This window comes from Algimonas ampicilliniresistens (genome assembly GCF_030159955.1).
GTDB lineage: Bacteria > Pseudomonadota > Alphaproteobacteria > Caulobacterales > Maricaulaceae > Litorimonas > Litorimonas ampicilliniresistens.
Map to the genome: position 1 here is coordinate 1,086,697 of NZ_BSNK01000002.1, position 19,813 is coordinate 1,106,509.

General features: G+C 52.8%; 17 protein-coding genes and 1 tRNA gene. 13 read left to right on the plus strand and 5 right to left on the minus strand.

Annotated features, from left to right (window positions below; genetic code table 11):
• Positions 1-63: 63 nt before the first annotated feature.
• On the minus strand, positions 64-1,272 hold the full coding sequence (locus QQL54_RS13050; protein WP_284391507.1) for a glycosyltransferase: 1,209 nt from the start codon (positions 1,270-1,272) through the stop codon (positions 64-66).
• Positions 1,273-1,586: 314 nt separating this feature from the next.
• On the opposite strand from QQL54_RS13050, the gene QQL54_RS13055 reads away from it, so the two are divergent.
• Both QQL54_RS13055 and QQL54_RS13060 read left to right on the plus strand, forming a co-directional pair.
• The gene (locus QQL54_RS13055) at positions 1,587-2,888 is read left to right on the plus strand and encodes a nucleotide sugar dehydrogenase (protein WP_431355942.1); all 1,302 of its coding nucleotides are present in this window, start codon (positions 1,587-1,589) and stop codon (positions 2,886-2,888) included.
• 45 nt (positions 2,889-2,933) lie between these two features.
• Positions 2,934-3,536, plus strand: coding sequence for an acyltransferase (locus QQL54_RS13060; protein ID WP_284391511.1), 603 nt, complete (start codon positions 2,934-2,936; stop codon positions 3,534-3,536).
• Between the two features lie 39 nt (positions 3,537-3,575).
• Here QQL54_RS13060 and QQL54_RS13065 read toward each other — a convergent pair whose 3' ends face one another.
• Complete coding sequence (locus QQL54_RS13065) at positions 3,576-4,778, minus strand: glycosyltransferase (RefSeq protein WP_284391513.1); 1,203 nt, start codon at positions 4,776-4,778, stop codon at positions 3,576-3,578.
• A 303-nt stretch (positions 4,779-5,081) separates the two neighbouring features.
• On the opposite strand from QQL54_RS13065, the gene purU reads away from it, so the two are divergent.
• From purU to QQL54_RS13085, 4 genes are all read left to right on the plus strand, one after another.
• Positions 5,082-5,924, plus strand: a complete 843-nt coding sequence (gene purU / locus QQL54_RS13070; protein WP_284391515.1) for a formyltetrahydrofolate deformylase — start codon at positions 5,082-5,084, stop codon at positions 5,922-5,924.
• 369 nt (positions 5,925-6,293) lie between these two features.
• Positions 6,294-6,629, plus strand: a complete 336-nt coding sequence (locus QQL54_RS13075; RefSeq protein ID WP_284391517.1) for a protein tyrosine phosphatase family protein — start codon at positions 6,294-6,296, stop codon at positions 6,627-6,629.
• A 37-nt stretch (positions 6,630-6,666) separates the two neighbouring features.
• Complete coding sequence (locus QQL54_RS13080) at positions 6,667-8,418, plus strand: SulP family inorganic anion transporter (RefSeq protein WP_284391519.1); 1,752 nt, start codon at positions 6,667-6,669, stop codon at positions 8,416-8,418.
• Between the two features lie 498 nt (positions 8,419-8,916).
• Positions 8,917-10,587: a serine hydrolase domain-containing protein gene (locus QQL54_RS13085; protein WP_284391521.1), complete on the plus strand. Its 1,671-nt coding sequence runs from the start codon at positions 8,917-8,919 to the stop codon at positions 10,585-10,587.
• Positions 10,588-11,088: 501 nt separating this feature from the next.
• Here the strand turns inward: QQL54_RS13085 and QQL54_RS13090 are convergent.
• A tRNA-Thr gene (locus QQL54_RS13090) sits at positions 11,089-11,164 on the minus strand.
• 88 nt (positions 11,165-11,252) lie between these two features.
• Positions 11,253-11,696, minus strand: coding sequence for a DUF1761 domain-containing protein (locus QQL54_RS13095; RefSeq protein WP_284391523.1), 444 nt, complete (start codon positions 11,694-11,696; stop codon positions 11,253-11,255).
• Between the two features lie 102 nt (positions 11,697-11,798).
• Between QQL54_RS13095 and QQL54_RS13100 the strand changes: the two genes are divergently transcribed.
• From QQL54_RS13100 to QQL54_RS13115, 4 genes are read left to right on the plus strand one after another with little or no spacing between them, the layout of a single operon-like run.
• Positions 11,799-12,644: a CPBP family intramembrane glutamic endopeptidase gene (locus QQL54_RS13100; RefSeq protein ID WP_284391525.1), complete on the plus strand. Its 846-nt coding sequence runs from the start codon at positions 11,799-11,801 to the stop codon at positions 12,642-12,644.
• A 12-nt stretch (positions 12,645-12,656) separates the two neighbouring features.
• Complete coding sequence (gene metG, locus QQL54_RS13105) at positions 12,657-14,402, plus strand: methionine--tRNA ligase (RefSeq protein WP_284391527.1); 1,746 nt, start codon at positions 12,657-12,659, stop codon at positions 14,400-14,402.
• Positions 14,399-14,908 carry a DUF805 domain-containing protein gene (locus QQL54_RS13110; RefSeq protein ID WP_284391529.1) on the plus strand — a complete coding sequence of 170 codons (510 nt, stop codon included), beginning with the start codon at positions 14,399-14,401 and terminating at the stop codon, positions 14,906-14,908. Before metG ends, QQL54_RS13110 begins: the two co-directional genes overlap by 4 nt.
• A gap of 9 nt (positions 14,909-14,917) precedes the next feature.
• Positions 14,918-15,400 (plus strand): DUF805 domain-containing protein, encoded by a 483-nt coding sequence (locus QQL54_RS13115; protein ID WP_284391531.1) that lies wholly within the window; start codon positions 14,918-14,920, stop codon positions 15,398-15,400.
• Here QQL54_RS13115 and QQL54_RS13120 read toward each other — a convergent pair.
• Entirely contained in the window at positions 15,397-16,206 is an 810-nt protein-coding gene (locus QQL54_RS13120) for a hypothetical protein (protein WP_284391532.1), read from the minus strand. The genes QQL54_RS13115 and QQL54_RS13120 overlap by 4 nt on opposite strands.
• A gap of 136 nt (positions 16,207-16,342) precedes the next feature.
• Between QQL54_RS13120 and hpf the strand changes: the two genes are divergently transcribed.
• The 3 genes from hpf to QQL54_RS13135 all read left to right on the plus strand — a co-directional run bounded on the left by hpf (position 16,343) and on the right by QQL54_RS13135 (position 19,750).
• Positions 16,343-16,921: a ribosome hibernation-promoting factor, HPF/YfiA family gene (gene hpf / locus QQL54_RS13125; RefSeq protein ID WP_284391534.1), complete on the plus strand. Its 579-nt coding sequence runs from the start codon at positions 16,343-16,345 to the stop codon at positions 16,919-16,921.
• 155 nt (positions 16,922-17,076) lie between these two features.
• Entirely contained in the window at positions 17,077-17,556 is a 480-nt protein-coding gene (locus QQL54_RS13130; protein ID WP_284391537.1) for a PTS sugar transporter subunit IIA, read from the plus strand.
• 52 nt (positions 17,557-17,608) lie between these two features.
• Positions 17,609-19,750: an RNA degradosome polyphosphate kinase gene (locus tag QQL54_RS13135; protein ID WP_284391539.1), complete on the plus strand. Its 2,142-nt coding sequence runs from the start codon at positions 17,609-17,611 to the stop codon at positions 19,748-19,750.
• The last annotated feature ends 63 nt before the right edge of the window (positions 19,751-19,813 follow it).

Consider the following 19,813-nt stretch of genomic DNA (forward strand, 5'->3'; position numbering starts at 1 on the left):
AGCTGCCTCGTAAGTGGTGATACACCACCCAAGGGCGTAGATCAGAGCGCCGTGATAACACGATTAACTTTGCTGAGAAGACGTTCGATTTTCTGCGCCGGAATAAACTGCATCTAGGCCACCGAGGAGCCTGTCATGCGAAATTCGGGAGAAATCAAACAACCTTCGATCCAAGTCTTCGTCGCGTCGAAAGCTACGAATTCGGGCCGTCATGATTGAGAAATCGGCCGCGCCATCGGATGTGTCTCCACCCCATGCCGGCTCGTCCAATACACTGCCGATGCCGTGGGTTATGATAGTATTGTGAATTATTGGAAGGTCACGTGAGAGTAAAGGTACTCCCGCACATGGAAACTCGTACAGTTTGTTTGGTGTGGCTATTCGGTGATTGGCTATATCGGTCTGATAAGGAATTAATCCCGCATCCGCGCCGGACAGCCAGGCCTGCAACTCCGTAGGCGCAACGGCGTCTATCAGGTGGACGTTCGAATGGGCGTTGGCGTAGGATTGTATTTCGTCCGTCAGCGGTCCGTAGCCCATAAAGGCCAGATGTGTGTGGGGTTGAAGATCGCTGGCGCCCCGCAACAGTGCCTCAATGCCGCGGCAACGATTGAACGCCCCTGAAAACAGTAAGACGATGTCTTCAGGCACCACGCCGAGAGTTTTGCGCAAGGGGCTGGCGGTGCGTTGGACTGGGCGAGATAGATCCCAATCTGGTACGTTGCCGAACAAGTAAGGGGACGGCCATTCGGGATAGCTATCCGTATAGAGTTTCGACAGGGCTTCGCTGGAGCATACCCACGCGGATAATTCCGGGCCGAATTCGCTCAATAATGCTTGGATGTAACGCCCTGTCGCCGCATCGGCGGCGGCCGTGCCGGGGAACCATTCGCAGGCATCAAAGATGATGGCTGTGTCAGCGCCGCTCTGGCGTTTCCACAGGACTGCAACCTTGAGAGCGTAGGGATCCATGACATGCAGGGCATCGGGCAATACGGCGTTGAAATGCCTGAAGACGTCTTTCAGAAGGCTGCGGAAAGCGATGGGTCTGGCCAATGATGACGGTACAACCTGCAAGAGTTCTAGAACCAACCGACTTGCATAAGCCTGGAGATCTGCCCCTGGATCGTCTTTGCGGAAACCGTTGGCGCGGGAATGTAGATGTAGGCGCATGACCTGTACGTCTGCACCAAGAGCGTTCAAGCGATGACGGGTTTTGACGATCCTGCCGTTGAAGGACATGGCATCAGAGCCGACGATCAGGACTTTCAAACCGAGTGCCACCTTCAGATGTTACAACGAACAACCGATGCGTTATACTACACCCTTAGAGGCGGCAAAGCTCAAAGATACATAACTGATACGACGCTTATCAGGCTTCTTGAAATCCGTTTCAATGTAAGTAGGATGATGTCGCGCACTTTTCCACACTTGCGCCGAGACTTTTAGTCAATTTGGATACTCTTACTATGAGCAAAACGAAGGCGACCGACTCAGTCGGCAATCGCGAGCACGAAGAAACGCCTTCTGAAAACGGACCTCAGGCTGCGGCATCCGGGCAGGCTTTGCGGGACACACTTGACAGAATGCAAAAGGGTGACCTGAGCGTCGCGATACTAGGCCTCGGCTATGTCGGTATTCCGCTTGCGGAAGCCTATGTACGATCCGGTGTCAGAGTCCTGGGGGTCGACGTCAATCAAAGCCGGGTTGATATGCTCAATAACGGCACGTCCGGTATGCGCCACATCGACGATGAACGCATTCAGCGCATGGTCGACAGCGGAAAATTTCGTGCGACAACGGATGCATCTGCCTTGAGTGATTATGATGCCCTAATCATTGCGGTCCCGACACCTCTTGACAGGTATCACCACCCTGATCTGTCCTATGTCGTGGCGACCTGCGACACCATTAAGACCGTTCTGCGGCCTGGACAGCTAGTGGTTCTTGAATCCACGACCTACCCCGGCACAACACAAGAAATCATGCGCCCGATTCTTGAAGAGAGCGGTCTGAAAGTCGGTGATGACTTTGCGCTGGCTTATTCGCCCGAACGCGAAGATCCGGGCAATATCGATTTCGAAACATCGACCATTCCGAAACTCGTCGGCGCAGATTCGGCCCTTGAACGCGATCTGGCCAAGGCCGTCTACGAGAAGGTTGTCACGACGGTCATGGTGCCAAATACCCGCACAGCCGAAGCCGCGAAGCTGACGGAGAACATCTTCCGCTGGGTCAATATAGGGCTCGTCAATGAGCTGAAGCTTGTCTACGATAAGATGGGCATTGATGTCTGGGATGTCATTAAGGCGGCCGATTCAAAGCCCTTCGGCTTTATGGCCTTTTATCCGGGACCGGGCGTGGGCGGTCACTGCATTCGTATCGATCCCTATTACCTGACTTGGAAAGCGCGAGAGCACGGTGTGTCGACGCGCTTCATTGAGCTCGCAGGCGAAGTCAATATCGCCATGCCAAACCACGTCGTTTCGCGGTTGATGGAAGAACTCAATTTACGTCATGGCAAAGCTTTGTCAGGCGCGCGCATTCTGCTTTGCGGCGTGGCCTACAAAAAGAACATCGACGATGTGCGCGAGAGTCCGTCACTTGAAATACTGTCGTTGCTAGAACGTCACGGTGCCAAGGTCGATATTTATGACCCCTATGTTCCGATCGTGCCCCGGACGCATGATTATCCTGAGTTTGAAGGACGCAAGTCAATCGAATGGAATTCTGAGATACTGGGTGAGTTTGACGCGGCGTTGATCGCAACTGATCACAAATTTGTTGATTATGCGATGTTGGTGAATGAGGTGCCTTTGGTTGTCGACACACGCAATGTCACAAAAGACTTGCCTGAAGAGCTTCTGAAGAAAGTCTCTAAGGCTTAGCTTTGCTGGCGACCAATATGGTTTTCGATTGAGAGAGACTGCATAATGGGACACATCCACGAAACAGCTCTGATGGGCGATGGTGCTACAGCTCACGAGTCGGCTTATGTTGATGCCAACACTCAAATTGGTGACGGGACAAAAATTTGGCACTTTGCGCACATTCTTTCCGGAACGACGATCGGGAAGAATTGCTCGCTCGGGCAAAATGTTATGGCTGGACCCGATGTGACGATTGGTGATGGCTGCAAGATCCAAAATAATGTGGCGCTCTATAAGGGCGTGATTTTGGAAGATGGCGTGTTCTGTGGCCCATCGATGGTCTTCACCAATGTTACGACGCCTCGCTCTGAAGTCAGTCGCCGGGACGAATATGCGGAAACACTTGTCCGCAAGGGCGCAACGATCGGGGCTAATGCAACAATTGTTTGCGGTCATGAGTTAGGCGAATATTGTTTTATTGCAGCTGGGGCAGTGGTTACGAAAAATGTTGTTCCACACGCGGTTATGGCTGGCGTGCCCGCCAAGCGCATTGGCTGGGCCAGTCATGCAGGTGAAATGCTAAAAGCTGATGCAGATGGCGTTTTGATCTGTCCGCGTACGCAAGATCAGTATGTGGAGCGTGACGGACGCTTGCACCGATCCTGAAGTTCACGACTTTTGTTCAGACCGATATCGGCGGCAATTCTATGAAAGGGTCATCAGGAATTGCACCAACTCATCAGCTGCGGCGGTGGCGCTAAATCCGGGTGGGCAAGACGCTGGTGCCCGAGCGCCTTTTTCTAGCGACGCAAGCCCCTCCCGCAGGGGCAGTAAACTGTCTGGCGCATCGACGAGCGATAGCCAATCCCCGCCTCCGAGATACAGTATCGGTAAGTTCGTTTGACGATACTCCGCATATTTTCCGGGGAGCGCGTGACTATTTTCGGGCGTGTGTAGCAATAATGCATCGGCTCCGGCTTGAAGTCCTCGCGACCGGGGGAGGGAAACCTGTCCATGCATTGTTACGCGCGCCATTGACGGATCATCATTCGACCGTGTTTCCAACATTTGGCGCTCCATCGGACTAAGCTCCCCGGCGATATGAAGATGGATGCGTCTATCACGCCTTTGTTGGCTTACTTCGTCCAGCACTGATAATGCTGTCTCTAATTTTCGATTTCGATCTGAGAGTATGAAACCGCCAGAATGTACAATGTTCAGATCATATTCTGGAAGTTGGACGGGTGCGGGCGGGGCATCTGAGAAGTGGCCAATAATGTGTTCGGGAGTTCCGGGCGGCGTATAGTTCCGGATCTCTGACAACACTGCGTCGGACACGCCCGTGACAGCATCGACCCCTCGTAAACATCGCCGGGCGAGGAGCCGCTCGACGCCACGGCGCAAAGCAGATTGGGCGAGAACAGCGCGATGAGGGGCTAGGGTCCATGTATCTCGGAATTCAGCAATCCAGCGGCAATCAAGGGCAGTCTTGAGCATCGGACCCACAATGTGAAGACTCTCAGGTGGGCTGGTCGTAATGACCCAATCGACGGACAGGTCAGCCGTCTCCAATTGAGTGACTGCACGCCTTGCCCAGCGGATTTCGGGATCAGGCCAAAGCAACCAATTCCGGGCTAAATTTCTGATGGGCGAATGACGCGAATAGTCCAAGCTACCGACGGTAACCGTCTCTGGATCAGCAGTCTCTCTATAGCGGTCTGTGACCATGTGCGGGACAACGATATGGTCTGGATGATCTAGGGCGAATGGGCTGACAACAGTAACGCGGTGACCCGCGGAACGAAGCGCATTGGTAAAGAGATAGGGGCGTCGAGCACCGCCCGATGACTCGGGCGGATAATGTCGCGCGATAATACAAATGTGGATATGCCACTCCAGTTTCGTCATCCCAACGTAACGACAAAATCTCTCAACACCAGATGGGAAGCGCCTTTCTTCCACAAAACATCGAGTGCAGTTTTACAAAAGGTTTTATTTGGATTGAAATATTGTCTCAGCCAGCAAGGTCGCTAGGACGTCGTTACAGCGCCACCACGAAACATAAGTCATTCGGGACGGGGGAGCCTCTTGGGCCCTTCCCGAATATGGATTGGCTCGAGGGTCTCAACTACCCGAACGGTCCAGCAATAGCGTCCATGAAAGAGAAAAATCTATGGTGGACAGCTTGCTGAGAAGTGGAGAAGAGCGCTCATGACTAGCTATGTCCTGACCTTCTCTTGTCTCGACCGCCCTGGAATTGTTGCCAAGGTTACGTCTCTTATTGCCCAACACAGTGGGAACATCACATCGGCACAGCAATTTAATGATCCGGCAACAGGTCGTTTTTTCATGCGTGTGGTTTTCGATATGGCGAATGTTGAAACGTTTTCAGCATCGCTATCTTCCATCGCTCAGGAATTATCTTTTGACTGGCGAATGCGAGATGTCGCAAAGCGGAAACGCGTTTTGATACTCGTTTCTAAGTTCGACCATTGTTTGCTGGACCTTCTTTACAGGGTACGAATTGGCGAGTTGAGAATGGATGTAGTGAGCGTGGTTTCGAACCATTCCCGCGAGTCTCTTAAATTAAGCAATCTCCACGGCGCCACCTTCCACCATTTGCCCATCACAAGATCGACGAAGCTTGACCAAGAATTACAGCTGCGAAATTTGATTGAAGAGACGGGCGCTGATTTCGTTATCCTTGCGCGATACATGCAAATCCTCTCCGACAGCATGGCGCAATGGTTAGAAGGCAGATGCATCAATATCCATCATAGCTTTTTGCCGGGATTTAAAGGCGCTCGACCCTATCATCAAGCGCACGAGCGTGGCGTAAAGATGATTGGTGCGACAGCCCACTTCGTCACAGGGGATTTGGATGAAGGTCCGATTATTGCCCAAAATGTAGAACCCATAACCCACCGCGACACCCCAGCAATGTTGATCGCAAAGGGCCGAGCGATCGAGCAGCGTGTGCTCGCATCTGCTGTCGGCGCACTCATCGAAGATAGGGTGTTTCTCAATGGGCGACGAACAGTCGTGTTTGACTGAAATCGTCGGTGAATATCTCACCGGAAGTAATGGCCGCGCCCACCATAAAGCCATGCCGGGTATCCTGCGATTATCAGCATAGCTCTCAATTAGAGCTGTTCAATTATTCTACCAAATCGATGAACTGTTTTCCTAGCATGGGGGGCGTCTTAGCTCGCTTCGTAAAACATCAAAGTCATCTCGAAATCCGCCTTCGCTTTATGTTGCCCCGGGCATTCGGCGATCATGGAGTGGTAACTATTCATCGAAGCGTAATAGTCGGTTGGCTCAGTTTAATCTGACAAAATCGCGCCGAGCGCTTGCCCGAGCCTGAGGATAACGGCATCACATATCTCAAGATCCCTCTCAATATGGCAATGGGCTGACAACATGGAATATAAAAAGATCGACGATCGGCTGAGTGTGTCAGGACAGCTGAGCCCAAACGACCTCGCAGAACTCAAAGCCAATGGCGTGTCTGTTGTTATTAACAATCGACCAGACGGCGAACAGGCGGACCAGCCCGCCTCAGATGCTTTGGCGGCCGCGGCACGTGAGCTGGGCTTAACTTACCATTATATTCCAGTCGTTCCGGGGCAGGCCAATCTCGCTGATGCTCAACGGATGACCCAAATTGTCGAAGCGTCCGGTGATTGGGTCCACGCATTTTGCCGTACGGGCAACCGTTCTTCCAACCTATGGGCCATGGGACGGTCGCAAGGTTGAGCCCCATGCAGTCACCAATTCTGCCGTGGGCCATGATGTGAAACTTGCTTCTGGAATAAAGCGTTTTTTCCCTATCTTACAATGGGGACGGGATTACCGCGCCGATACATTTGTCAATGATGGACTAGCGGCGCTGATCGTGACCATCATGCTGATTCCGCAATCGCTGGCCTATGCGCTGCTGGCAGGATTGCCGCCTCAGGTCGGTCTGTATGCCTCTATCCTGCCTCTCGTCGCCTATGCGGTTTTCGGGACGAGTCGCGCGCTAGCTGTCGGTCCGGTCGCGGTCATCTCGCTGATGACGGCAGCCGCCGCCGGAAATCTAGCGGCTCAAGGGTCACCGGAATATTTGGCAATCGCCATCCTGCTCGCCTTGATTTCCGGTATTATGCTATTGTTAATGGGCGTTTTCCGGATGGGTTTCGTCGCAAACTTTCTGAGTCATCCGGTGATTTCTGGATTCATCACTGCATCCGGTATTTTGATCGCCGTTAGTCAACTCAAGCACATTTTGGGGGTTCAGGTTTCCGGCCATAACCTGATCGAAATTGGATCCTCACTACTGGCTAAAATCGACGACACAAACCTACCGACCTTGATCATCGGGGCCGTGTCGACCCTGTTTTTGTTCTGGGTGCGGGGCAATCTGAAACCTCTATTCATGAAAATCGGGCTGTCAGAGAAATCGGCCAACATAGCCTCTCGGATTGGACCGGTGATCGCTGTGGTGGTCGCAATTTCGACCGTTGCATTGCTGAGACTTGACACTCAGGGCGTGGCGATTGTTGGCCGTATACCTGAAGGGCTCCCGCCCCTTACCGTGCCCGACTTTGACATGGGTCTTTGGATTAGTCTGCTCGGTTCATCCTTCGTAATTGCGTTGATTGGTTTTGTAGAATCTGTGTCAGTCGCTCAAACACTTGCGGCTAAGAAGCGCCAGCGCATCGACCCGGATCAGGAACTCGTCGGTCTTGGTGCAGCGAATGTGGCAGCGGCCTTTTCGGGGGGCTATCCTGTGACAGGTGGATTTGCGCGCTCAGCCGTCAATTTTGATGCAGGGGCAGAAACGCCAGCGGCTGGAGCGTTGACAGCGATAGGTATAGCATTGGCGACGTTGTTCTTAACGCCGCTGCTCTATTTCCTTCCGATTGCCACCCTTGCTGCGACGATCATCGTGGCCGTTCTGTCTTTGGTGAATATTGGCGATATCCGGGAAGCTTGGACCTACAGCAAGAGTGATTTCGCTGCCATGACAGCAACCATTGCGATGACATTGTTGGTCGGAGTGGAAGCTGGTGTGTTTGCAGGTGTGATCTTGTCAATCGCGCTGTTCCTCTACCGTTCGTCTCGACCACATTTCGCTATTGTTGGCCAAGTCCGCGATACAGAACATTTCCGCAATGTTGCGCGTCATGATGTTTGGACCAATCCTCGTTTGGTCTCGATCCGCATTGACGAGTCACTCTATTTCGCCAACGCACGCTATCTAGAGGACACGATTTACGATTTGGCCCTATCGAGTGACACAGTCGAACATGTCGTCCTGATGTGTTCTGCGGTCAACGCGATCGACCTGTCCGCGCTGGAAAGCCTCGAGGCGATAAATGATCGCCTGCAATCGGCGGGAGTTTTGCTGCATCTGTCTGAAGTTAAGGGGCCTGTGATGGACCGGCTAAAGCGCTCGCATTTGTTAGAGCGCCTGAGTGGAAAGGTCTTCCAATCGCAGATGGATGCAATACGTGGGACCACAGATACGGCACATGGAACAGTCCTAGACTATCACCTTTGAACTACGGCCTTTGTTCGGCTGCCGAGTTGTTTAGGTCCTGACGTGCCCATTAAGTGGTTCTTCATAGGCGAAATAGCCAAAAGCCGGAACATTCATGATAGGCCACTTTTAAGAGTGACGCTCGGTCCGAAAAGAATACTCGAAGCTTATGCAATGCGAGCAACGCTCGTTTGTACGCTGTCTACCACGCTCCACTATTGAGACCGAATTGCTGAAGTTCTTGCAACGGGTTTCGTAAACATCTCTAACATGTCTCGTCTCGTCTCGACGATCTGTGGATTGGGTGCATGAATGCCGTATGAGCTAACGCTCGCGACACGTGACTTCTCGTGGTTTCCTTTTTCTAAGGTAGTAAAGTACACTTTGTATTTCTCGTGGGCATGGTTCTGAAATTAGAACATGAGGAATTAAAGCGAGAGAACACTTAGACAAGTTGACGGTATAGAGGTTTAAGAAAACCTGTAGTCACATGCCGTCTATATGGGCATGCTAAACACGATGAAATTTAAATATGAGGTCGCGATGAGGTTCTGTACTTTACTTAGTTTATTCGTGGTTGTGTTGCTGACATCATATTCTAGCTCAGCACAGACATTCTCGAGCAATTCTGTCGATCAAATCGTTGAAGAATATCGTGGAGATGAGACGCCTGGACTCGCGATAGGCATCGTGCGTGATCAGCAAGTAATATATGAGCGTTATATTGGTTTGGCCGACTTAGAACATCAAGTACCGATTAAAAAGGCAACGCGTTTTAATATAGCGTCAAATGCAAAACAATTCACGGCTCTTGCCCTTCAGGTTTTAGTTGAAGACGGAAAGGTGTCCCTTGATGATGACATAAGGATATTCTTTCCTGATCTATACAAGAATGTTGATGATCCAATTCTTGTTCGGCACCTGCTGAACCATTCGAGCGGTATCAGGGACGTCTATGATCTGTGGGCCATTTCGGGCATCACATGGTGGCAGGAATTTATCGGTAATGCGGACGCGATGGCGCTGTTAACGCGACAAAATGATCTAAATTTCGAACCCGGAACTCAGTTTCTATACAGCAATTCGAACTACATCCTACTCGCTGAGATTATAGCCAAAGTTTCCGGTAAAACGTTTTCGAAATACGCAGCCTCTATGTTTGAAGCGCTTGAGTTGAGAGACACAGGATTCACTGACAGCTATATGGATGTCATTCCTAATCGTGCTCGCGGTTATGGCAATTTCGGTCAATGGGTCGCTTTTCCAGCCGTAACAAACTTTTCCGGTGACGGTTGGTTGTACACAACGCTGGAAGATCAGCTCAATTATGAGATTGCCTTGCAATCAAAGGGGATCAAGGCCTTTGACGATCCGTTGAGGCAGTCCCAGGCTCTTGTTCCGGGCAGCACCATAGATAAATATGGTTACGGATTGGAACACTCCACTTACCGCGGCACACATCACATCTATCATGATGGCTCAACAGGGGCTTTGAACGCTAGTTTTTCTCGCTTCCCTGAGGAGAATCTCAGTATTCTCGCGATTAGCAATAACGGTCAAATTTCAACGCGAAACATCACTGATAAAATTACGGATGTTGTTCTAGGCGAGACACTAAGAACGTATCCAAAAAAATGGAATCCTGAGGCACTTTATAATAGGCCCGCCAATAGTTCCGTTGTTGGATACTATGACAGTAACACAAGCCGCCCACTATTCCATATTGTCGAGCGGAATGGCGAGTTGTGGAGAGAGATGGAGGGTCTCAATCCAGTGAAATTACTGCATCAGACAGGCAATATTTTCTATTATGAAAGCAACCCTGACTGGCGCGTGGTTTTCGATAAAAATGAAGATGGAACCAAACGTTTTACTATTTATTTCGTTTCTAGTGACCCCTTGGAAGCTGTAAATGTGGATGTGTCTTCAAATACCTTGTCGTATAAGCAGATGTTTGTTGGTGCCTACGCAAACCCTGAAACAAGTGCTGAGCTTACAATAGAGCTGGATTCAAATAACGCGCTCATTTTGCATGCTCTTGGAAATCAGATGCCTTTGGACATGAAGATTAAAGATTCGTTCCGGGCTTTCGGATATCGTTTCAAAGTGAAGAGAGCGGATAACGGCAAGGTAGATTCAATTCTCCTTAATAATGACCGACTTAGAAACGTGCGTTTCTCTCGACGTTAACGCGGCGCTTTATTGCGTATGCTTTCCCATTCATAACGATCAAGGCGAGTTGATTGCCTATTCCGGGTGATGGGCGAGCGATGATCTACCGGAGGACACATCGCGCCATCTTTCGCCAAAAAGGTTTGAGAAGAGCAAAGCGCTTACAGTCTGCGCTGTGTCCTGGAGTAAGGACGATACAGTCGTAAGTGTTGAAGGGCTCTAGTCGGCCATGCGATTACACGTCGCCGACATCCCTTGCGTTTCGACGTTCGGCGATAGCGTTTCTGAGGCGAAAGCCATCGGCTCATGAACACAACATTGATGAGGATGAATGCGGTCGGGCCGGGATGACCTCATCGTTGGTAAACCCGCCGCGATGAGCGACGAGATCATGGACACGCTGCCGAGCTATCAAGGTAACCGTAAAACGACTGTTGAATCTCCCATTGGGGATCTCTTTTTCATCCGGTGCTCACCGAAAGTGTTTCGGAGTCTTCGCGCCTAGCAATCTGAGAAAAATGGTGCCCCCACACGGACTCGAACCGCGGACCCCCTGATTACAAATCAGGTGCTCTACCAGCTGAGCTATAGGGGCTGACCAGGAGCGCGCCAATAAGACGCGTTCCGAAGTCTGGCAAGCCCTCGTTTCAGTCTTTTTTCAGATCTAAACGAGGGCAACGCAGTTAGGCGTCGACGGCGTCTTTTCCGCGGAAGGCAGAGTAGATGGCCGCCATAATCAGATAGCCAACCAGCATATGACCGAAGTCGATCAGAAAGCCCGTCAGTGAGTAGCCTGTGTAGATGCAGGCATAGGCAAGAACCGGTGCGACGATTGTGATGACCAGCCAGAATGCGGTCTTCAGGCTAGCGGGCAGGCGCTTCACGCCAGCTAGGTTCAGAACCATGAGTAAGCCGATGGCTTGGGCGAGTGTGATCAGCAGGGCATAGAATAGCCACATGGCCATACCCATTTCCGCCATTCGCGCTTCTGCCATAGCTTCTGTCACACCAGACGCAGCCTGCCATGGGTCGGCAAATAACAGTCCATACCAAAGCGAACCGAGTATGAAGAAGGCAATGGTCGCGGCAATAACGGCGAGCCAGGATGTGTTGAAGATTTTCGGCATTGGTGTCCCCCTTTGTGACCGAGGGTTAACCATAGCAGAAAGCAGGATTTAGTCGAATCAGGCGCTTGCGCGCGACATTCTTGCTCTGTAGCGCGGACGCTGATGAACCAGCCACAAATCCCCCAAATTCCTCTGAGCGATGTAACGCGCTATATATTCGCGCCGCGATTTCTATCTCAACGCCATGCTGTTGATGCGGCCGGATTACGCCACTTAGTACAGCTCTTATTCGCGTGCCTCTTCATCATGCTCATCTTGAGTGGTCTGGTTGGAGTGATTATTTCGAGTGTTCTGGGGTCTGTGCCGGACAATGTGAACCAGACACTGGGGCAGAGCGATCCACGCATGCTTCTCCTAATGGGCATCCTCATCGCGCCCGTCATCGAAGAGTTGATGTTCCGAAGCTGGTTAGGGGGACCCCGCGCTGCGATCTTGGGTCTGCCGATCTTGGCGGCTGCACTGGCCGTGCTCGCAACGGTGGGGGTCGATCTACTGCCGAGCGTTTCGTTCGGATTAGCGATCGTGCTGGCGTTACTGATCTTAGCGGTCGCTAGACAATATGCGTCCCAGACAACCGAGCGGCAGTCCATAGCGAGGCGGCACCTATTCCCATATGCGTTTTACGGGTCTGCCATCTTGTTCGCCTTGTTGCATTTGTCGAATTATGAAGGCGGTCTGTCCTCGCCAATCATGCTGCTGGCCGTGCTTCCGCAGGCTATTGTCGGGCTCTTGCTTGGATATGTGCGGATGCGGTTTGGGATATTGGCGGCCATAGTTTTTCACGCCGTCTATAATAGTTTTCTGATTGGCCTGTTTCTTGTGGCCCAAACCTTGGCGGCCCCCATCGATGCGGCGCCTACTGATACAGCGGAGACTGCTACAGCGGAAACTGCGCAGAATTTGCCCACAACGCTGCTAGCCCTTGTCGCGGGCGGCCTGCCTGCCTAGAGGCTCGCTCCTATGAGCGACAGTCAATCCCGTATCCTGATCACGTCAGCGCTGCCTTACATTAACGGCGTTAAGCATCTCGGCAATTTGGCCGGGTCGATGCTGCCAGCCGATGTCTATGCGCGCGTCATGCGTTTGCTTGGTCATGACGTGCTCTATATTTGCGCAACGGACGAACATGGCACACCGGCGGAACTGGCGGCCGCTGAAGCCGGGATGGCTGTGGCTGAGTATTGCGCGCTGATGCATGAGAAACAGCGCGAGGCCGGCGCGGCCTTTGATCTGTCTTATGACTGGTTCGGACGCAGCTCATCTGAGGCGACAGCCAAGCTAACGCAGCAGTTTTCGGCAACCTTAGAGCAAAATGGTCTGATCGAAGCGCGTATCTCCAAACAGGTCTATTCCAATGCCGATGGCCGCTATCTACCGGACCGCTATGTGGAAGGGACGTGTCCGAACTGCGCGTTCGAGAAAGCACGCGGGGATCAATGCGACAATTGCGGAAAACTGCTCGACCCAATTGACTTGATCGATCCCTATTCGTCTGTCTCAGGAAGTCATGATGTTGAGGTGCGCGAGACCGAACACCTTTATCTCAAACAATCCGAGATGAGCGACAAGTTAAGAGTATGGGTCGAGGCTCAGACCAGCTGGCCGCCGCTGGCGACGTCCATCGCATTGAAATGGCTTGATGAAGGATTACGCGACCGGTCCATCACGCGCGATCTGGATTGGGGTATTCCCGTCGTGGATATGGACGGCAATCAACGCGCCGGATTTGACGGCAAAGTCTACTATGTCTGGTTCGATGCCCCCATCGCCTATATCGGTGCGACTCAGGACTGGGCAGCGGACACTGGCGGCGACTGGGCGCGCTGGTGGCGCACCGATCAAGGCGCGGATGACGTCACTTATGTCCAATTCATGGGCAAAGACAATGTCGCCTTCCATACGCTGAGTTTTCCAACCACGCTGATGGGCGCAAACCTCGAGGAGGAAGGCGAGCCGTGGAAACTGGTTGATACGCTCAAAGCGTTCAACTGGGTCACATGGTATGGCGGCAAGTTTAGCACCTCGAACAAACGCGGCGTCTTCATGGATCAGGCGATTGCTCTGGCACCGTCCGATTGCTGGCGCTGGCACCTCATGGCAAATGCGCCGGAAAGCTCAGACGCGGCATTCACGTGGGAAGAGTTTCAAGCCTCGGTCAATTCGGACCTCGCCAATGTGCTGGGTAATTTTGTCAATCGGATCACTAAATATACGGTGTCGAAATTCGATGGTCAGGTGCCAGATGGCGGCGTTTCCGGCGGTCACGAAGATTGGATTATTGCAGAAGTCAGCACGCGCTTGCCACTGATGATCGCCCTTTTTGAAGCGCGCGAATTTCGTAAGGCATTGGGTGAAATGCGGGCCATTTGGGCCGCAGGGAACGAATATCTAACCCGCGCTGCGCCTTGGACGCATTACAAAACGGATGTTGATCAGGCGGCCGTGGGCGTGCGTATGGGACTGAACCTCGTCTCCTTATTTGGCATTATTGCGCAACCGATCATTCCGCGAGCCGCCAAGTCGATCCTCGATGCGATGAATATTCCAGAGGCACATCGCAACTGGTCATCCTTCGACGGCTGGGCAAACGGTCTGCCAGTCGGGCTTCCAGTCGCTGCGCCGGATGTTTTATTCGCCAAGATCGAAGACACGCAGATTGAAGACTGGACGGAACAGTTTGGTGGCGACGCTGAGGTCCAATCATGAGCTATGTCCGCCGTGTCGGTTTATTAAAGGCTGCTGGTCTCGGCTTCCGGAACTATGCAGACTTCAGCGGACGTGCGCAGCGGGCCGAGTATTGGTGGTTCCAGCTGTTCGTCATACTGGTCAGCGTTGCCATTAGTCTTGTTGGCCAGATTGGTTTCGGTTGGGAAGAAGGTGAGTTGATCCGGTCTCAAGCGATCTGGAATCTCGCCACCGTGATCCCGACTCTGGCTTTGGGATGGCGACGGATGCATGATCTGGGTAAATCCGGCTGGTGGAACTTCTTCCCCGTCGCACCGTTGATTTGGGCTGTTGTTGCGGCAATCATTTTGTCAGAATTGGGGGATAACGAAAATCCGGTTGCGGTCGCAGCCGCTGTAATGGGATTTGCGACGACACTCGCCGCCGCTATTTACGTCATCGTTTTGTTGGCAAGAGATTCAGATCCACGCCCCAATCGCTATGGGCCAAGCCCTAAATATAGCGAAGCTGACGCGATCTTCCAGTAGGTTCGAGCTATGACTCCCCCCAACGTCGCTATCTATAACTGGATCCGCCAAGGGTTTGACTTTCAGGGGCGCTCAACTCGGTCCGATTATTGGTGGACGCGCTTGCTCGTCTTTAGCGTTAATCTCGTTTTGCTGACCCTGTTCATGACGTCGGTCGGCCCTGATGGGACGGAGGCGTTGTTGGATTGGCTGGCGGCAGGGTCAGCGGATTTGGAACAGCTCGACATGGGACCTTTGCCGTCCTTAGCGAAATTCTCGCTCACCTTTGCAGTGATCTTTGGGTTGCTGACTCTGATCCCAGATCTATCAATTGCCTGGAGACGGTTTCATGATCTTAATAAGCCAGGCTGGCTTCACCTGATCTTCTTTTTTGCCAGCGCATTTGCGCCGTTAGTCGCGCTGGCCGAATATATCTGGTTTGTTTTTCCCGGCACATCTGGACCTAATCGGTTTGGCCCTGATCCGCTTGCCGACAAACGAGACGACGCTTAAGCCGTCTCGGCGTCATATCCGGTGATCGGCACGCGCGGCTTGGTCAAAGCGGAGGCGATCAACAGAATAATACCTCCGATGGCCACCCAGCCGATGATAGGGACCTCCGGTCCGGCCACAAGGTGACGCCCAGCGAGCCATGCTAGGCCCCAAATTGCTGGAAACACATAGACTCGATTGCATAATGACCATCGGCACACACCAATAATAAGACCCAGCGCCGCTGCCAAAATGAGTAAGCTACTCGTGACGCTCGCAGTCTCATGGGCAAAAGCGTCATAGGCAATCGGTGTCCAGTTGAGGAAGATGGCAAGACTACACCAGCCTGCGATCAGGCTGATTGGCACCCAGCTCAAGATCCGCTCTATGGCACTGACTTCGTTAATCCGCTCGGTGAAAATCTTCGTTGCCACAATCAGTGCACCGACAGCCGGGATAAATATTAGGGCCGTGCCCCACTGCACAAGATTGGTGGGTGCATAGGCTGTAATGAGGGCCCATCCACAGACGCACGCAAACCCAGCCGCCGTCCACCAGCCAACGGCTCGGAACACGTCGCGGGTTCGGTTTTTCGGCAAGGCCTGAAGAACCGCATAGGCGATACAGCCGACAAAAATCGGAAACCAGATTGAAAAAGCTGGGCCGAGGGGCACAAGCAAATTGTCGGACATGTCTGAAAACTCGTTGGCCGTCCGCGCGCCCTCAGTGAAAAACCCTATAGACGACAAGACCCACATGGCGGGTGCCGTGATCAGGTTCGCGCTCTGGCGGAGATAGTCGGAGGGGGTCGCAGGTCGGTGTGTCATGACCTTCATACGCGCGTGAACCAAAAAAGTGTCGTGATTATGTTTATGACGTTGCAGAATTTTTGATAAAATCTTCGCCCGATTGCCGATCTTCATGCTAAGGAGAAGGTCGTTCAGAAACCCAGAAAGGTCGCGTATGCAAATCCAGATCGTCTCAAAAGGCATTGATGTGTCGAAGGCTCTCGAAGAGCGAATTTCGGACAGACTCGAAGAGATGATGGATAAATACATACACCGAGACGGCGACGCCCAAGTGGCTGTCGCGCGCGATGGCTCAGGTTTTAAGACCAGCATTTCTGTACATTTGTCCAGCGGCGCAACCTTCGAAGCTGAAGGTAAATCGCATGAGGCCTATTCGGCGACCGACGAAGCGCTTGAACATATTGAAAAGCGTCTGCGCCGCTATAAACGCCGCCTCAAGGATCACAGCCAGAAAGCCAAAGCCAAAGAGGCGGGTCTGTATGTTCTAAGCAACCCTGCTGGGAATGACGCCGACGATGACGCCGATTCGGCCCAGATATCTGACGAGCCTATGGTGATCGCGGAAAGCGTCGGTCGCGTCCGCACATTGACTCCAGGCATGGCGGCATTGGAAGTCGGTCTGGCCGATTCCGGGGTCGTTGTGTTCCACAATTCACGCCATGGAGGGTTGAATGTTGTTTATAAACGCCCGGATGGGCACATTGGTTGGATCGATCCGGATAGTAACGGGTAAATCAGTCCAGGCCTCTGTGACGCGGGCTTGTCCCATCGGCCTCTAGTCGCTATGGGCCGCACCGTTCCCGTCGGAGCCCGCCCAAACGGCTGGGCGACGGACGACAAACCTATTCACGGTGGCCCCCACCGCCGATCGAACCCTTGAGCCTCGTTATGACCGACCGCGCCTTATTCAGCGCCGATAGCATGATTTCCGATCTCGTCGCGACAAGTCCGAAACAGATGTTTCGTGATCTCGCGCGGACACTGATCAGTGCGCATGACCTTGACGCTAAAGGGATCAATTGTCGCGATGTCGTTGCGGCTGCCATCGAACGTGAGCGTTTAGGCTCAACGGGCGTTGGTAATGGTGTTGCCCTTCCACATGCCCGCATTGAAGGTATGGACCGCGTTGTTGCAGCGTTTGCACGGTTGTCTGAACCCATGGATTTTGATGCGGTTGACGGTCGTCCCGTCGATCTCGTTTGTTTTCTGCTAGCGCCGGCTGATTGTGGCGGTGCTCACTTGCGCGCGCTGGCCCGTGTGTCGCGTCTGCTGCGTCGCCAAGAGACGCGTCAACGTTTGCGCGCCGCCCCGACCTCTGAAGCTCTGTTTGCTATTTTGGCCGACGATACATCGAGCGCTGCGGCCTAATTAGCCGTTGCCAAGTCTGGACGCGCCCGCTCAGTCGGGGCATAGCCTGTCCATGGCCCTCACATCCTCGCAGCGATACTTTAATCGCGAACTGTCTTGGCTGCAGTTCAATACTCGGGTGATGGAAGAAGCACGCAACAAATCCGTGCCTCTGCTCGAACGGCTGCGGTTTCTTTCGATCTCAGCGTCTAATCTCGACGAATTCTATATGGTTCGGGTTGCAGGTCTGCGCACGCAGATGCTGGCGGGTATGAACGCGCCAAGTTTTGATGGTCTAACCCCCGCGCGTCAGTTGGATAAAATCGCCAAACAGGTCGACAAACTGATCGAGGCACAAGAACGGTGCTGGGTAACATTGCGGTCGCTTCTGGCCACGCGCAAAATTTCTGTCCTCGCGGTTAAAGACTTAGACGATGAAGCCTTGGTCGAATTGCGCGAGCGGTTTGAGTCGCAGATTTTGCCGTTGCTATCTCCGCTCTGCGTGGATGCGGCGCATCCCTTTCCATTTCTGTCCAACCTGTCTTTGGGCCTTGTTGCCTCGCTGACGCGGACTGAGCCAGAGGATGAGCAAGCCTTTGCCTTGGTGCCTGTGCCGTCCCATGTTCCACGCTTCCTACAGCTCGCGGCAGGGTCCAAGAAACGCGACTATGTCATGATCGAGGATGTCATCGGACATTTCCTCCCCGACCTATTCCCAGACTTCGAGGTCAACAGCACGGGTCTGTTTCGGATCACGCGCGATAGCGATATCGCCATTGATGAAGAGGCCGAGGACCTTGTCCAGCACTTCGAATTTTTGCTGAAGGAACGCCGTCGCGGGCGTGTTATCCGGCTAGAACTTAATGAGGGGATCGATGAAGAGCTGCGTCATTTCCTGATTGAGAGCTTTGAATGCTGGGATGAGGATATCCAAGACGCCGACTATCTTGGCATGGTGGACCTCAAAGGCTTAATCGATAGTGGCCGTCACGACCTACTTTTCCCGCCCTTTACGGCCCGTTTCCCAGAACGCATTCGCGACTATGATGGCAATCATTTTGCGGCCATCGCGGCTAAAGATATTTTGGTTCACCACCCGTATGAAGAATTTGATGTCGTCATTCAGTTCCTGCGTCAGGCTGCGCGCGACCCGGATGTCGTAGTTATAAAACAAACGCTCTACCGGACGTCGGATGATAGCCCGATTGTCCGCGCTCTGATTGACGCGGCTGAGTCCGGAAAAAGCGTCACTGCGCTTGTGGAGATACAGGCCCGTTTTGACGAGGCCTCAAATCTAAAGTTCGCGCGCGATTTGGAGCGGGCTGGCGTACAAGTTGTCTATGGTCTGTTGGGCTTCAAGACCCACGCCAAGGTCAGTCTTGTCATTCGGCGCGAGGGCGATCGATTGCAGACTTACACTCATTTGGGGACGGGCAACTATCACGCGCTAAATGCCAAGATCTATACCGACTTAGCGCTGTTCACCGCTGATCCGGTGATCGGTGCGGATGTGGGCAAGCTATTCAATTATGTCACCAGCAGTTCACGCCCCCGCAATATGGAAAAATTGGCGCTCGCGCCGCACGGCCTCCGCGGCAAGCTTTTCGAATATATTGATGTTGAGATCGCCAATGCTCAAGCGGGCAAGCCATCAGGGATATGGGCGAAGCTCAATGCCCTCGTCGATCAAGGTGTGATCGATAAATTATATGAGGCCAGTCAGGCCGGCGTCCCAATCGATCTGGTGGTGCGCGGCATTTGCTGCCTGCGTCCCGGTGTCGAAGGTCTGTCGGACACGATCAGAGTGAAGTCTATCGTCGGTCGTTATCTCGAACATTCGCGCATCGTTGCCTTTGGTAATGGCCATGCCCTGCCGTCAGAAAACGCGAAATTGTTCATGAGTTCAGCCGATTGGATGCCGCGCAATCTGGATCGGCGGATCGAGACTCTCGTGCCGATCGAAAGCCCAACTGTGCACGATCAAGTGCTCGATCAGATCATGGTTGCCAATTTGATGGACACGCAAAATAGTTGGGAGCTACAACCGTCAGGCAAATATGCCCGTCGGAAATTGGAAGACGGCGAAACCTCTTTCTCTGCGCACCAATATTTCATGGATAATCCATCTTTGTCTGGGCGTGGGCAGGCGTTGAAAACGTCTCGCCCGCAGGAATTGCCTGACCCACCGCGCTTCAAACCGAGGCTAGTGTCTTGATCACGCCAATAGACGGGTCCTTCATCTGACCGATCCATTCAACGTTCCCGAAAGTGGTCCGCA